Here is a 15,717-nt window from a genome sequence, read left to right on the forward strand (position 1 = left end):
CGCCAGGAATGACGAGGTGCCGACACGGCACCGTCGCCCTCAGTCGGCCGCCGCCACCTTCGCCGCGAGGTGGGCCAGCGCCTCCTCGACCTGGTCGACCAGTACCAGGCACAGGTCGCCGGGCTGCAGGCGGTCGAGCGCGAGATCGATGGCGGCGAACTCGCCGCGCACTTCATCGACCTGCTGCGTGCGCGGTGCATCGGCCAGGCCTTCGCGCAGCAGCGCCAGCACCTCGCCGTCCGCCCGCCCGCGCTGGCAGGCGTCCTGGAACAGCACGACGTCGTCGAACGCCGCACCCAGAATCACGGTCTGTTCGCGGATGTCCTCGTCGCGGCGGTCGCCGGCGCCGCTGATCACGACCGAGCGGCGCGTGGCAGGCAGCGCGTCCACCGCCGCCACCAGCGCGCGCATCGCGTCCGGGTTGTGGCCGTAGTCGGCAATGACGGTCGCGCCGCGGTAGGTCATCACATTGAAGCGGCCCGGCGCGTTGTCGGCATCGTTCGAGAAACTTGCCAGACCGCGGCGAATGGTGTCCGGGTGCAGGCCGAGGCCCCAGGCCGCGCCCACCGCGGCCATGGCGTTCTCAACCTGGAAGCCGATGGTGCCGTTGCGGGTGATGGGGATGTCGCGCAGGGGCACGCGCTCGCGCCAGGGCCCTTCGGCCGCGACGATGGCGTCGCCGTCGACGTAGACGCAACGATGGCCCTGGGCCCTGTGCGTCGCCATGACGGGCTGCTGCCGATCTGCGGCGAAGAAGATCACCTGTCCCGGGCAGGTGGCCGCCATGCCGGCCACGATGGGATCGGCGGCATTGAGCACGGCGTAGCCGCGCGGCGCGACGTTCTGGACGATCACGCGCTTGAGCACGGCCAGGTCCTCGACGGTGGTGATGTAGTTGAGGCCGAGGTGATCGCCGGCACCGATGTTGGTGACGACGGCAACGTCGCAGCGATCGAAGCCCAGTCCCTCGCGCAGGACGCCGCCGCGGGCCGTTTCGAACACGGCGGCATCGACGTCGGGGTGCATGAGCACGTTGCGGGCGCTGCGCGGGCCGCTGCAGTCGCCACTGTCGATCTGGCGGCCGTTGACATAGACGCCATCGGTGTTGGTCATGCCCACCCGCATGCCGCTGGTCGCGACGACGTGGGCGATGAGTCGGGCGGTGGTCGTCTTGCCGTTGGTGCCGGTGACGGCCACGACCGGGATGCGGCCGTCGTCGCCATGCGCAAAGAGGTTGGCGACCATGGCCTCGCCCACGTTGCGGCCCTTGCCGAAGCTCGGCGACAGGTGCATGCGCAAGCCAGGAGCCGCATTGACCTCCACGATGCCGCCATGCTGCTCCTCGAGCGGCTTGAGCACGCTCTCGCACACGACGTCGACTCCGCAGATGTGCAGGCCGACCATCTGCGACGCCTCCACCGCGCGCGCGGCCACGTCGGGGTGCACGTCGTCGGTGACGTCCGTGGCGGTACCGCCCGTGCTGAGGTTGGCGTTGTTGCGAAGGATCACGCGCCGGCCCTTCTCGGGCACGGAGTCGGGTGCCAGGTCCTGCACCTTCAGGCGGGCGACGGCGATGTCGTCGAAGCGGATCTTGGTGAGTGACGTGGCATGCCCTTCGCCCCGTCGCGGGTCGGCGTTCACGATGTCGACCAGTTCGCGCACCGTGTGCTGGCCGTCCCCGATGACCTGAGGCGGGTCGCGGCGGGCGGCCGCCACCAGGCGGTCACCGACGACGAGCAGGCGGAAGTCGTTGCCCGGCAGGAACTTCTCGACCATCACCTCGCCGTACTCGGCGGCCGCGCGGAAGGCGACCTCCAGGTGGTCGCGCGAGACGATGTTGACGGTGACGCCCTTGCCCTGGTTGCCATCCTGCGGCTTCACCACCACGGGCAGCCCGATCTCGTTGGCCACCTCCCACGCCTCGTCGACCGTCTTGACGGGCCGACCGAGCGGCACCGGCACGCCGGCGGAGCGCAGCAGCAGCTTGGTGAGGTCCTTGTCCTGGGCGATCGACTCCGCCACGGCACTGGTCGCGTCGAGTTCGGCGGCCTGGATGCGGCGCTGGCGCGAACCCCAGCCGAACTGGACGAGGCTGCCCTCGGTCAGTCGGCGATACGGAATGCCGCGCGCCACCGCGGCATCCACGATGGCTCCGGTGCTCGGGCCGAGGCGAACGTCCTCGTCGATGTCGCGCAGTTCGGTGATGGCGGCGTTGACGTCGAAGGGGCGGTCATGGCGTGCCGCCTCGATGAGCGCCTGGGCCAGCTCGAACGCCTTGCGGCCGACCGGCTCCTCGCTGTACTCCACCACCACCTGGAACACGCCGGGTTCGACGGTCGCCGAGGTGCGGCTGAAGGTGACGGGGCAACCCGCCTGGGCCTGGAGCGCCAGGGCCGCGATCTCGAGCACGTGGGCCAGCGAGATGCTGCCCACGTGGCCGCGCGGACGCAGCTCGCCGATGCTCGGAAACAGCGCGCGAAGGCGCGGCTCGAATCCGGGGATGTCCCGCTTGGACAATTCGCCCGGCTCGCAGGCCACGATGGCCTCGATCGCGGTGTGCCGGCTCCAGAGATTGGGGCCGCGCAAGGCCCGGATGCGGGAAACTTCCATCGTGTCGATTCGGTTGGTGTTCGGGGTGCGCTCGCGCCGCGGGCGGTCAGTGGCCGGCCGGAGCCGTGGCCACGGTGGAGGGCAGGAGGTCCCAGTCGAAGGTCTCGATGCCCGCGGCGACCAGGTCGAGCGAAATGCCCATCGCCCAGGCGGTGGTGACCGCCGCCAGCAGCACCTGCTGGCGCGCGCCGCCGGCATCGCCGGTGACCAGAGGCGCCGCGCGCAGGCTGTGGAGCGTGACCTCGCTGTGCCCGGTCGCCAGCACGACCTGGCCGCGCCGGATGAAGGCAACGCGGCCCTCCGCCGCGCGGTGGGCCACGAGGCGCTCGTTCTCGCCCTCGGCGGCGTACAGGATCACCCCGCCGTCACTGAGCGAAGCCAGGTCCGCCACGCGCGGGTCGGCCGCGTTGAGCACGGCCACGCCGTCGGGCAGCACGACGTCGACCTGGGTGCGAAGCACCTTGGCCATCTGGTCGGCTTCCTGGATGTCGTAGTGGCCGAGGCGCTCCCAGCCGTCGAAGTCGGTCACGACGCCGATGTGGCACCGGTCGTAGGCCAGGCCGTCGCGCAGGATGGACTCGGCGCCGTTCTCGATGACCGCGGCCTGCACCTGGCGGTTGATCAGCAGGCGGTGGGCGGGATCGAAGCTCGCCGAGTTGGTCTGCTCCACGCGACGGCGGTCGAGGAACAGGCCGTCCTGGCAGGCCAGGCCCACCTTGCGTCCGCTCAGGTGCACCAGCCAGGCCACCAGGCGGGCCACGGTGCCGGTGTCGCGCGAGCCCGCCACGCCGATGACGGGAATGCGGCCCGCGCCCGCTTCGGTCTCGGGGAACAGGTGATCGACGATCGCCCGACCCACCGGACGAGGCGCTCCCACTGCGGGCTTCAGGTGCATGAGGAGGCCCGGGCCCGCGTTCACCTCGACCACCGCGCCCCGCTGGACCTGGAGCGGCTTGCCGATGTCTTCGCAGACCAGGTCCACACCTGCGATGTCGAGGCCGACCACGCGGGCGGCGAGCACCACGGCATGTTCCACATCGGGATGGACCTGGTCGGTGCAGTCGACCGACAGGTTGCCATTGCGCTGGATCAAGACCTGGCGACCCGCGGCCGGCACGGCCTCGGGTGACAAGCCCTGGCGCTGCAGATCGAGCAGCACCGTGGCCTCGCGCGACAAGATGAGGTGGTTGAGCGGGTAGTCCTCGTTCTCGCCTCGACGCGGATCGGTGTTGAGCTGGGAATCGACCAGTTGTTCGACCGTCGAGCTGCCGTCGCCCGTCACGTAGGCGATGTCGCCGCGTGCCGCGGCAACCACCCGGCCGCCGACCACGAGAAGACGGTGCTCCTGGCCGCGGATGAAGCGCTCGACGAGCACGCCGCTGCCCTGCTCGAGCGCCACCTTGAAGGCGGCCTCGATGTCGGCGCGATCGCTCAGGTCCATGGTGACGCCGCGGCCGTGGTTGCCGTCGAGCGGCTTGACGACGACCGGCAGGCCGATGTCTTCCGCGGCATCCCAGGCTTCGGCGGGCGACGTGACCACACGGCCTTCCGGAACCGGGACACCGACCGTCGAAAGCAGCTGCTTGGTCAGGTCTTTGTCGCCAGCGATGCCTTCGGCGATCGCGCTCGTCATCTCGGTCTCGGCCGTCCAGATGCGGCGCTGGCTCGCGCCATAGCCGAGTTGCACGAGGTTGCCGGCGTTCAGCCGGATGTGCGGAATGCCACGGTCCGTGGCGGCGCCGACGATGTGGGCGGTGCTCGGGCCGAGGTAGCAGGCGTCGACCTTCTCGCACAGGCGGGCGACGGCCGCTTCGACGTCGAAGGGTTCGTCGTTGATGGCTGCCATGAGCAGCCGGTGGCCTTCGGCCAGGGCGGCACGGGCCACCGTTTCCTCGCGCGCCCGGAAGACCATGCGGTAGACGCCGTGCTTCGAGGTGCTGCGGGTCTGGCCGAAGCCCGTGGGCATGCGTGCGAGGTTGAGCAACTCGATCACGACGTGCTCGAGGATGTGACCCGCCCAGGTGCCGGCTTCGAGGCGCTGCAGGAAGCCCCCGCGTTCACCGACGCCGCAGTGATGCTCCATGAGCGCAGGCAGCATCTTGAGCAGACGCTCGTTGAAACCGGGCAGCAGGTTGGAAGGGTGGTCCTCGAGTTCGCCGAGGTCAAGCCAGACCTCGAGGACGGAACGGTAGGTCCAGATGTTGGGGCCACGCAGGTAGCGGATGCGCTGCAGCTGGATGTCGGCCTTCTTGGTCATGTGGGGCGGCTTTTTCGGCAAGGAGGTCATGACCGGCAAGACCCGGTCCAGGCCGCAATTGTGCGCCGTATGGAAGTGCTCCGCACCTTCGGAGACCACACGGAACGGCGCGCATCGGCGAGAATTCCTTGCACCGCCCCGGATCGCGGATCCCTGCATTGCCCCGCGGTACGCCATCATCACCATGCCACAACTCGATTCCGTTCAAGCGTTGGAAGCCCGCTCCGATTCCATCCAGGCGGCCCTGCGAGCACAGCTCGCAGTCGATGAGAACGTCCTTGCAACGCTGGTGGTTGACCTCGAAAGCAGCTCGTTGCACTTCGGTCAGGGCATGGTCGCGTTGACCGACCAACGGCTGCTGAGTTTGTCGCCGATCGGCGACACGTGGACCACCCATTCGCTGGCCCCTGACCTGTGGCTTCGATCACACGACCATGGCGGCGTGGGCACGCTCGAGCTGCTCTCACCGACAGCTCGACTGGCCATCTGGCGCTTCACGCTCGGGTCTCACGCGCAAGCGCTCAAGCTGCACCGTGCGTTCGACGAGCGCATCGCGAGCCTTCGTTCGGGCCGTGCGCCCGAGCCGGGCGAACCCGACGACGACACCTCGTTTTCGTCCGACCCCGAGCCCGTGCCCTCGACCTGGGTCCTGCTTCGACTGTGGCGCTTCGCGAAGCCGTATCGCAAGCAACTGGCCGCGGGCTTTGCACTGACCCTGGCCTCGACCGCCGCCACGCTGGTGCCGCCTTACCTGGCCATCCCGCTGATGGACGACGTGCTGATTCCGTTCCAGAACGGCGCGCAGATCGACCCCTTCAAGGTGGGGCTCTACCTGGCCGGCCTGCTCGGCGCGGCCGTCGCCGCCTGGGGTCTCGGTTGGGCGCGAACCTACCTGCTGGCGTTGGTCTCGGAACGCATTGGCGCCGACCTGCGCACGACCACCTACGACCACCTGCTCAAGCTGTCGCTCGACTACTTCGGCGGCAAGCGCACGGGCGACCTGATCGCCCGCATCGGCTCGGAGACCGACCGGATCAACGTGTTCCTCTCGCTGCATGCACTGGACTTCGCGACCGACGTCCTGACGATCGCGATGACCGCCGTGATCCTGTTCTCCATCAACCCCTGGCTGGCCCTCGTCACGCTGCTGCCACTGCCCTTCATCGCCTGGATGATCCACAAGGTGCGCGACCGCCTGCGCACCGGCTTCGAACGCATCGACCGGGTGTGGTCCGAGGTCACCAACGTGCTGGCCGACACCATTCCGGGCATCCGCGTGGTGAAGGCCTTCGCCCAGGAGCGCCGCGAAGCCGACCGCTTCCGCGCCGCCAACGCGCACAACCTCGAAGTCAACGACAGGCTGAACGCCACCTGGTCTCTCTTCTCGCCGAGCGTGTCGCTCCTTACCGAGATCGGGCTGCTGGTGGTGTGGGGCTTCGGCATCTGGCTTGTGGCGCACCAGAGCATCACCGTGGGTGTGTTGACGGCGTTCATCGCCTACATCGGCCGCTTCTACACGCGCCTCGACTCGATGAGCCGCATCGTTTCCGTCACCCAGAAGGCCGCCTCGGGTGCCAAGCGCATCTTCGACATCCTCGACCATGTGTCCAACGTGCCCGAGCCCGATGCGCCGGTGCCGCTCGAGCACGCGCGAGGCCGCATCGAAATGCGCAACATCGGCTTTCGCTACGGCAACCGCAGCGTGATCCGGGGACTCGACCTCGACATCCGCCCCGGCGAGATGATCGGCCTCGTGGGCCACAGCGGGTCCGGCAAGAGCACCCTCGTCAACCTCATCTGCCGCTTCTACGACGTGACGGACGGTGCCATCCATCTCGACGGCCACGACATCCGCCGCTACCGGGTGGCGGACTACCGCCGCAACATCGGCCTCGTGCTGCAGGAGCCCTTTCTCTTCTTCGGCACCATCGCCGAGAACATCGCCTACGGTCGCCCGGATGCAAGCCGCGAGGAGATCGTGGCCGCCGCTCGCGCCGCGCATGCGCACGACTTCATCCTGCGCCTGCCTCAGGGCTACGACTCGCTCGTCGGCGAACGCGGGCAAGGCCTTTCCGGCGGCGAGCGGCAGCGCATCTCCATTGCACGTGCCCTGCTGATCGATCCACGCCTGCTCATCCTCGACGAGGCAACCTCCTCCGTCGACACCGAGACCGAGAAAGAGATCCAGAAGGCCCTGGACAACCTGGTGCAGGGCCGCACCACCATTGCGATCGCACACCGGCTGTCGACCTTGCGCAAGGCCGATCGCCTCGTGGTCATGGACCGCGGCCAGGTGGTGGAGGTCGGACCTCACGACGAACTGATGGCGCGCCAGGGTGCCTACTGGCGCCTGTATGAAGCGCAGGTGCGCCGCGTGGACGACGATGGCGAGGAGCCCCCTGCCATCACGCCGCCTGCCCATGCGGCCCACCCTGCCGGCGACGCCTGAACCTTGCACGCAGTCCGAGCCATGAACGAATCCATCACGCCCCTGCCCTTCCGACTCGAGCGCAACGCGCACGGGCACCTCGTGCACATCGCCGCCGACGGCACGCGCTCGGAGGACTGCGTGCCGGTGCGCGCCTTTCCCATCGCGGCACCGGACGAGGGTGTCTCCATCGTGGGCACCGACGGCCACGAGCTCGCCTGGATCGATCGCCTGAGCCAGGCCGATCCCGCGTTGCGCAGGCTGGTCGAGGAAGACCTCGCCCAACGCGAATTCGTGCCGGTGATCCAGCGCATCCGCAGCGTGTCGACCTTCGCCACGCCCAGCGCCTGGGACGTGGAAACGGATCGCGGCGATACCCGCCTCGTGCTGGAGGTCGAGGAGAACATCCGTCGCCTGCGCGACGGCGCGCTGATGATTGCCGACGCGCGCGGTGTCCAGTTCCTCATCCGGGACCGGATGGCCCTCGACAAGACGTCCCGCCGCCTGCTCGATCGGTTCCTGTAGGGCGCGCCTCGCAGGCCTGCGCCTTGGCGGCGCGGGACCTCGCCGACCGTCGACACCGCCGCCCGGGGCAGCGCCGCCTCAGCCGACCTCGGGCGCCACGCGCACCAGCCACCCGCCTGGCAGGCGCTCCGCCGCCACGGTGACCGGCAGGAACCGGGGAATCATCTCCAGGCTCGCCTGCGCATGCGGGCTGAGCGCCGTGCACGTGAAGCGGGCGGCCTGGCCACTGCGCTGCACGGCGAGGGCCAGGGGCAGGAGCCACTGCACCGCCAGGTGAGGCCCGAGGGCGGCAGGGCTGGCCAGGTGCTCGCGCACCTCGCGCGCCACACGGCGCGCCACCGTCTCCGCGCTGACGCCCTTTTCGCCGCAGGCGCTGATGACTTCAACCACGTTCGCATGCTCCACGGTGGCGAGCAGCGCGTTGCCCGGCCCCTCGTTCTGCCGCATCAGGGGTTGGCGAAGTTGGTCGCCGCGCCAGTCGAGGAGTCGCCCGACCATGTCGAGCTCACGCACGGCGACATGGCGTGGCACCGCGGCGGCCAGGCACTCGGCGTACGCCGCGCCGGCCGCGCCGCGCTCCAGCAGGTCGAAGGGCTGGAGCGCGCCTCCCTCCGGTGGCGACACCTGCGCCTCGAAGCCACCGCCGCCGGTGGCCTGGAAGCCATGGCGGCGCAGCCGGAGTTCGATCCCGGCCCCCAGGCGGCGCGCCAGCGGGGCGCAGGCGCGCGACACGAACTGGAACGGAGGCGCCTCGGGCGTGTGGGTGCCGCCCCGCAGGGCCACCTGGCTCGGGCCGCCGGCAGTCATCAACGCGGGCCAGACGGTCAGGAACAGCAGGGTGCAGCTGCCGCCTCCACCGACCCCGAAGGTGTAGTCGCCAGCCTGCACCGGGCCGGGCTCGAAACCGAACTCGGTGGCGCCGGGCTCGACGCCGCTGACGCGGGCCTGCGTGATGGCTTGGGCGGCCAGCACGCACGCGAGATGCGAACGCTGCAGACCCGGGCGCTCGGCCGCGGCGCGAACGTGCCGCATCCGGAAGGGCCGGCCCGTGGCACAGGACAAGGCGAGGGCGGTGCGAAGCCCATGCGCCCCGGTGTGCAGGGGCGCGTCGAATTCCAGGAGGGTGGGCCGCAACGGCGTGCCGCCCGACGCGGCACCTGGCAGGGCGCGGACGGGCTCGTCCATCAAAAGGCTCCACATCAGTGACGGAGCGGAGGTTACCCGAGATGCAGGATTCGCGTACGGCGCGCCTCGGGCGTCCGACAGCGCCGCATGGAACCGATCCCGGCTCGGCCGCCGGTCGGCCCGTCGCACGCGGAACCCTTGATGCCCCCTGCCCTCCGGCGTCAGGCGCGCGGGGGGACCACGGGCAGCGAGCTCGACAGCCCGCCGTCGACGGCGAGCGCCTGGCCGTTCACATACGCGGCCTCGTCGGAGGCGAGAAAGAGCGCAGCCTGGGCGATCTCTTGCGGCAACCCGCTGCGACGCAGGGGGTTGAGCTGCCCGATCTTCTGCTCCACGCCGCGTTCGCGCGCGCGGTCGAAGATGCTCTGCGTCATGCCCGTCTCGACCAGGCCCGGACAGACGGCATTCACCCGCACGCCGGTCCCCGCGAACTGGTTGGCGCTGGTCTGCACGAGGCTGATCACGCCCGCCTTGCTGGCGCTGTAGGGTGCGCCGCCCGCGCCGGATCGGATGCCGGCGACGGACGCCGTGCAGACGATGGCGCCACGCCCGGCCGGCACCATCACGCGCGCCGCATGCTTGATGGCCAGGAACACGCCAATGAGGTTGACGTTGAGCACGCGCAGCCAGTCGTCCGGCGTGAGGTCATCGAAGGCGATGCCACCGCCGCTGATGCCGGCATTGGCATAGACCGCATCGAGTCCGCCGTGCAGGCGCACGGCCTCGCCGATGAAGCCCTGCACTGCCTCTTCGCTCGACACATCGGCCACGCGTGCGACGGCCGTGCCGCCCTCGGATCGCACGGCACTGGCCGTGGCGAGCACGTCATCAGCCCGGTCGACGAGCAACAGGCGCGCGCCATGGGCGGCGAAGAGGTGGGCGGCGGCCCGGCCGATGCCGCTCGCCGCACCGGTGATGACAACGGACTTGCCTTGCAGGCGCTTCATGGAGTCTCCTTCGAATGATGACGCGTGCGAAATGCACGGTCGTTCATTCTGCATCGACCGTCAGGACAGAGGGGCGAGGAACGCATCCAGGTCAGCGGCCGAGAACTTCATGCCGAGCCCGCCGTCCTCACCGAGAACGCCCTCGGCCAGCGCGCCCTTGCGCGCCTGCAACTCGAGGATGCGCTCCTCGATGCTGCCCGCCACGATGATCTTGTGGACGAACACCGGGCGCTGCTGCCCGATGCGGTGCGCGCGGTCGGTGGCCTGGCGCTCGACGGCCGGGTTCCACCAGGGGTCCACGTGAATGACCGTGTCGGCCGCCGTGAGGTTGAGCCCGACGCCGCCCGCCTTGAGGCTCAGCAGCATCACGGGCACGGAGCCGGACTGGAACGCGCGCACGGTGGCGCCGCGCTCGCCCGCAGGCGTCTCGCCCGTGAGGCTCAGAAAGGAAATGCCGAGCGCCTCGAGGTCGCCGCGCAGCAGCGCCAGCATGGCGGTGAACTGCGAGAAGACGAGCACTCGCCGTCCTTCAGCGACGAGCGACGGCAGCAGCTCACGCAAGCGCTCGCGCTTGGCACTCTCGATACCCGCGGGAACCTTGCGGCCGGCCAGCAGGTGCGGGTCGTCGCACACCTGCCGCAGCTTGAGCAGCGCATCGAGGATCGTGATCAGGCCGCCCCCGAAACCATGGCGCTGCAGCACGCGTCGAACCAGTTCATCGGCGGCCACGCGCACGCTTTCGTACAAGGCGCGCTGGCGCCCCTGCAGCTCGACCCGTTCGATGACCTCCGTCTTGGGCGGCAGCTCCGTCGCCACGTCGTCCTTGCGGCGCCGCAGGATGAAGGGCCGGACCCGGCGTCGCAGCAACTCCGCTCGCAGGGTCTCACCGTTCTCCTCGATCGGCTTGCGCCAGCGTCGCGTGAAGCTGCGCAGGTCGCCCAGAAAGCCCGGCATCAGGAAGTCGAACTGCGCCCAGAGCTCGCCGAGATGGTTCTCGAGCGGGGTTCCGGTCAGACACAGTCGGTGCGCCGCCTGCAGCCGGCGCAGTGCGCCGGCGGCTCGGCCCGTGGGGTTCTTGACCGTCTGGGCCTCATCGAGAATGAGGAGGTGGAAGCGACGGGCGGCCAGCGTATCGATGTCCCGCCAGACGAGCGGATAGGTCGTGAGCACGACGTCGTGCGCGGCGATGCCATGCATGCGCTCACCACGGTCTGCACCGTGCAAGGTGAGAAGGCGCAGACCCGGCGCCATGCGGGCCGCTTCGGCCTGCCAGTTGAAGACCAGGGAGGTAGGCACCACGATCAGCACCGGCGAGCCGTCCAGCCGGCCCGCCTGCTTTTCCAGCAGCACATGGGCCAGCGCCTGCGCCGTCTTGCCGAGACCCATGTCGTCCGCCAGGATGCCGGCCAGGTCATGCGCGCGCAAGTACTGCAACCACGCGACGCCGCGGCGCTGGTAAGGGCGCAAGGTGACGCCGAGGCCCGGCGGGTCTTCGACGGCAAGGGCCTCCGGCATCTTCGCCTCCCGCAGGCGCTGCGCCAAGCTGCGCAAGCCTGCATCGCCCTGCAGCTGCCAGGCGCCATGCACGCCGGCCCGGCTGGCCTGCGTGTCGAGCAGGCTGGCGCGCAGGTCATCGAGCCGGTGCAGGTCCCAGGCGGACAGGCGCAGCGGCCCTTGCGCGGGTTCCGGACCGGAGAGCAGGTCGACCATCGTGCCGACGATCGCCTTGAGCGGCGCCGCGGGCGCTTCGACCCGGCGCCCGCCCGGCGCACGCAAGGTGATGATGGCGCGGTCATCGATGAGCGCGATCTGGCGCGCATCGAGCCATCGCGCGTCGCGCCGCAGCAGGTCCCACAACAGGGGCGCCAGGTCCCAGCGCTCCCCTTCGATTTCCACACCCAGGCTGAGCAGGAAGGAGCCCTCCTGCTTCGGCTGACGCAGCGGCCCGATGCGCGGCAAGGCCTCGCCGGAGAACGCGAGGGGTTCCCGAGCGAGCGGCTCGCCTGTGGCCGCATCGAGCACCAGGCGCCAGGCGGTCACCGGGACGCTTTCGTGCGCAAAACCGGGACGCACCATGACGCGCCAGCCGGCCAGCCGAAGGCCGGGCAGGTCGTCGGCCCACAGGTCGGCAAAGCGATTCTCCTGCTCGAGGGTCCAGACGGATGTTCCGGGGCCGATCCATGGCCGATCACGCCACTGCAGGGAGGAGGCCTCGAAGGGAATGAGCCCCAGGTCCCAGACCCTGTCCATCGCGTCCGCCTCGGCGCGAATGTCACGCGTCACCGGAACCTCACGGCCTTCGGGCGTGCGTGCGAGCAAGGGCGCGGCAGCGCGGCTGTTGAGAACGGACGTGGGCGCCGGCACCTCGGCGCACGCGCCATCGGCACGGCGGTAGGTCCAGTCGACGAAGGCCACGGTCACGGCCGGGCCGCGCGGACCGATGCGCCCGGTCGGCTTCATGCCGAGCAGGCCTTCGCCTCGGCCGAGCGTGTGCAGCGTGAGTCGGGGCTGGAAGTAAAAAGAGGCCGTGGCAAAGGCAACGCGGTGCGGCCTATCGGCTTGCACCCCGGCCGCCTCTGGTGCGGGCGGTTCCGGGTGACGCATCAGCGCCATGACCCGGGCCGAGTCTTCGGGCGTCAGTTCGGGCAGCGCGCGCAGCGTTGCGGCGTCGGCGCGAGCGCGCAGCGCGTCGACCCACGCCAGCACGGCGCGCTCACGCGCGGCGTCGGCGGGCGGCGAATCGCCGGACTCGGGGGGCGTATCGTTGCCTGGATCGGGGAGCGGCAAAGGCATGTCGACGGACGAGAGGTTGCGGCGATTGCACCACACCGCGTGGCGCCGAATCGCCGCAACCGGTCCGTGACGGGCTCAGCGCTGAGGCAGGTCCTCGTCTGCCCCGACCTGCAGGACCGACGGCTCGCCATGCCGGCACTCGATCGGATTGTTGCCGTGCTGGCCGTCCTCCGACTTGAGGTGCCGGTACTCGGCGGCAAGCGCATCGAGCGTGCGGTCGATGGCAGGCATGTCGCGGACCTCGGCCGACTGCAGACGCAGAAGCTCCTCGCGGAGCAGGTGATAGCGATCAGAAAGCGTGTGCAGCATCGGTACCTCGCATCACTTGCCGTCGCGGTCCGAGTCACCCGGCATGGCGCGCTCGGTGGTGTCGCTCAGACGGGACCACGCGTCACGCGTGGCATGGCGGGCGCGGTCCCAGCCGAGGCGCGAGGTGCCGCGAGCGGTGCCCCAGTCATGCGACAGTTCCGGCTCCACGTCGTCGAAGGAACGGCCCGGTGCCGAGCGGTACCGATCCACGCCATAGCGATAGGCCGGACCGTAGTCGTCGTAGGTGGAGCCCTGCTCCACGTAATCGCGGGCGCTGTAATTGCTGCGCCAGAACTCGTCTTCGGCCGTGGGGTCGATCATCTCGGCCACGCCCTTGCCGGCGAGGCCACCCGCCACTGCGCCGACGATCGCGCCGATCGTGGTGCCGATGGGGCCGGCCACCGTGCCGACCGCCGCGCCAGCGGCCATGCCGCCAGCCGCTGCGCCGAGGCCGGTGCCGACGGGGTGCGCACCCGGCTCGTGGGTGATCGGGTCGAGGTTCGCGTCACGTTCGGGATGGTGCTTGTCGAATGCCATGTGGATCTCCTGTGAAGTCCGGAAGCCTCATTGCACCGCTGATCGCTCGGCGAGCCCATCGGACCCGCGCGCCCCTGTGCGTAGGGATGGGACTACGCGTCGCTTGCGTTTGCCACAATGTCGCCAACACCCGGTGGAGAAGCGCATGGCGAAGGACTTCGGCTCGATGGAAGACAGCAACCGCTCGACGAACCCGTCGATCCACGAGGTCTCCGACCCCGGCCGCCGCATCGTGCTGCGGGGCGGCCTCGGCGCCGCGCTGCAGGGCCTGATGGCGCCGGTGGCCGCCGGAGCCCTGTCCGCTTGTTCAATTGCCGCGCCGACCGGACTTCGCCCGTCGGCCGCGGGTCGCCTCGGCTTCACGGGCATTGCCGCCTCGAGGGCGGACACGGTGGTGGTGCCCGAAGGCTATGAGGCCCGCGTGATTGCGCCATGGGGCGACCCGGTGGGCCTCGCCAAAGCGTCGCCGGCATTCCGGCCCGATGGCAGCAACACCGCCGAGGATCAGGCGGCTCAAATGGGCATGCACCACGACGGCATGCACTACTACCCGCTCGACGGCTCGCGACGCGGCTTGCTGGTGATGAACCATGAGTACGCGGACAACGGCTTGCTGTTCGCGGACGGCATGGCCACCTGGACCGCCGAGAAGGTGCGCAAGGCGCAGGCGGCGCACGGCGTGTCGGTCATCGAGGTCGTGCTCGGCGAGACGGGCTGGACGGTGGTGCGCCCGTCCCGCTACGCACGGCGGATCACGGCGTACACGCCGATGCGCCTCGCAGGCCCCGCCGCCGGTCATCCGCATGTTCGAACGGCAGCGGATCCGCAAGGCCTGCACGTGCTCGGCACGATGAACAACTGCGCCAGCGGCATCACGCCGTGGGGCACCTACCTCACGTCGGAGGAGAACTTCATCCTGTACTTCAACGGGCCCGCAGAACCCGATGCCCATGGCAAGCGCTGGGGACTGCGGCCCGGTGGCATCGGCACACGATGGCACGAACATGACGAGCGCTTCGATGCGACGCGCCATCCGAACGAGCCGAACCGGTTCGGCTGGATCGTCGAGATCGATCCGATGGACCCGTCGTCCACGCCGGTGAAGCGCACGGCGCTCGGGCGCGGGGCGCACGAAGGCGCCACCGTGGCCGTCACGTCCGACGGGCGCGCTGTCGTGTACACCGGCGAGGATGCACGCTTCGAATACATCTACAAGTTCGTCAGCCGGGACCGGGTCGCGGCGGGTGGCGCTCGTGCCAACGCCGGATTGCTGGACCACGGCACGCTGTACGTCGCTCGCTTCGATGCCGATGGCACGGGACGCTGGCTGCCGCTCGTCCACGGCCATGGCCCGCTGACGGTCGAAGGTGGCTTCACCGATGCCGGCGATGTGCTGGTTCGGGCTCGACAGGCCAGCGACGCGCTGGGCGGCACCCGGATGGATCGGCCCGAGTGGATCACGGTGGATCCTGCGCGTCGCGAGGTCTACTGCGCGCTGACCAACAACAGCCAGCGCGGGCGTCCTGGGCAGCCCGCAGCGGATGCAGCCAACCCGCGCGCGAACAACACCATGGGCCAGGTGATCCGCTGGCGCGAGGAAGGCGACTTCGACGCCGCGGTGTTCCGCTGGGACCACTTCGTGCTGGCGGGCGACCCGGTGAACGCGCGTCCGCAGGCGCAGGGCAACGTTCGCGGCGACGCCTTCGCCTGCCCGGACGGGCTGTGGATGGACCCGCGAGGTGTGCTGTGGATGCAGACCGACATGTCGAGCGCGGTCATGGGCCGCGGCGAATTCGAGCGGCTGGGCAACAACATGATGCTGGCGGCCGATCCGCAGACCGGCGAGGTGCGCCGCTTCCTTGCCGGGCCGGTGGACTGCGAAGTGACGGGCGTCACGGCGACTCCGGATTTGCGCACCTTCTTCGTCAACATCCAGCATCCCGGCGAGGGCCCCTCGGAAGGCGGCGACGACGGCAGCGGCGTGGCCCGCAGTTCGCGCTGGCCCGATGGCGGCCGACCGCGGTCAGCCACGGTGGTGATTCGACGGGCGGACGGTGGCGTGATCGGGGCGTGAGGTACGCAGGCCTGCATCAAGGCCTGTGGGCGGGAGGCTTCGCTGTGGCAGG

At 70.0% G+C, this 15,717-nt stretch carries 10 protein-coding genes; 3 read left to right on the plus strand and 7 right to left on the minus strand.

Annotated elements, in window-relative coordinates:
- Nucleotides 1-39 precede the first annotated feature (39 nt).
- Both cphA and ACSQ2F_RS16680 read right to left on the minus strand, forming a co-directional pair.
- A complete protein-coding gene (cphA, locus tag ACSQ2F_RS16675) occupies nucleotides 40-2,610 on the minus strand; it encodes a cyanophycin synthetase (protein WP_436024809.1) in 2,571 nt (856 codons plus the stop codon).
- A gap of 46 nt (nucleotides 2,611-2,656) precedes the next feature.
- Nucleotides 2,657-4,867, minus strand: a complete 2,211-nt coding sequence (locus tag ACSQ2F_RS16680) for a cyanophycin synthetase (protein ID WP_436024811.1) — start codon at nucleotides 4,865-4,867, stop codon at nucleotides 2,657-2,659.
- A gap of 184 nt (nucleotides 4,868-5,051) precedes the next feature.
- Between ACSQ2F_RS16680 and ACSQ2F_RS16685 the strand changes: the two genes are divergently transcribed.
- Both ACSQ2F_RS16685 and ACSQ2F_RS16690 read left to right on the plus strand, forming a co-directional pair.
- Nucleotides 5,052-7,316, plus strand: a complete 2,265-nt coding sequence (locus tag ACSQ2F_RS16685; RefSeq protein ID WP_436024813.1) for an ABC transporter ATP-binding protein — start codon at nucleotides 5,052-5,054, stop codon at nucleotides 7,314-7,316.
- 21 nt (nucleotides 7,317-7,337) lie between these two features.
- Nucleotides 7,338-7,820: a DUF1854 domain-containing protein gene (locus ACSQ2F_RS16690; RefSeq protein ID WP_436024815.1), complete on the plus strand. Its 483-nt coding sequence runs from the start codon at nucleotides 7,338-7,340 to the stop codon at nucleotides 7,818-7,820.
- A 78-nt stretch (nucleotides 7,821-7,898) separates the two neighbouring features.
- Here ACSQ2F_RS16690 and rtcA read toward each other — a convergent pair whose 3' ends face one another.
- The 5 genes from rtcA to ACSQ2F_RS16715 all read right to left on the minus strand — a co-directional run bounded on the left by rtcA (nucleotide 7,899) and on the right by ACSQ2F_RS16715 (nucleotide 13,591).
- Nucleotides 7,899-9,005, minus strand: a complete 1,107-nt coding sequence (rtcA, locus tag ACSQ2F_RS16695; protein ID WP_436024817.1) for an RNA 3'-terminal phosphate cyclase — start codon at nucleotides 9,003-9,005, stop codon at nucleotides 7,899-7,901.
- Between the two features lie 161 nt (nucleotides 9,006-9,166).
- Entirely contained in the window at nucleotides 9,167-9,952 is a 786-nt protein-coding gene (locus tag ACSQ2F_RS16700) for an SDR family NAD(P)-dependent oxidoreductase (RefSeq protein ID WP_436024819.1), read from the minus strand.
- Between the two features lie 60 nt (nucleotides 9,953-10,012).
- On the minus strand, nucleotides 10,013-12,745 hold the full coding sequence (locus tag ACSQ2F_RS16705) for a DEAD/DEAH box helicase (RefSeq protein WP_436024821.1): 2,733 nt from the start codon (nucleotides 12,743-12,745) through the stop codon (nucleotides 10,013-10,015).
- Between the two features lie 75 nt (nucleotides 12,746-12,820).
- Nucleotides 12,821-13,054: a hypothetical protein gene (locus ACSQ2F_RS16710; RefSeq protein WP_436024823.1), complete on the minus strand. Its 234-nt coding sequence runs from the start codon at nucleotides 13,052-13,054 to the stop codon at nucleotides 12,821-12,823.
- Between the two features lie 12 nt (nucleotides 13,055-13,066).
- Nucleotides 13,067-13,591, minus strand: a complete 525-nt coding sequence (locus tag ACSQ2F_RS16715; protein WP_436024825.1) for a hypothetical protein — start codon at nucleotides 13,589-13,591, stop codon at nucleotides 13,067-13,069.
- Nucleotides 13,592-13,736: 145 nt separating this feature from the next.
- Between ACSQ2F_RS16715 and ACSQ2F_RS16720 the strand changes: the two genes are divergently transcribed.
- Nucleotides 13,737-15,665 (plus strand): PhoX family protein, encoded by a 1,929-nt coding sequence (locus ACSQ2F_RS16720; protein ID WP_436024827.1) that lies wholly within the window; start codon nucleotides 13,737-13,739, stop codon nucleotides 15,663-15,665.
- Nucleotides 15,666-15,717: the final 52 nt, after the last annotated feature.

Source organism: Rhizobacter sp. LjRoot28, assembly GCF_964253025.1.
Taxonomy (GTDB): domain Bacteria; phylum Pseudomonadota; class Gammaproteobacteria; order Burkholderiales; family Burkholderiaceae_C; genus Rhizobacter.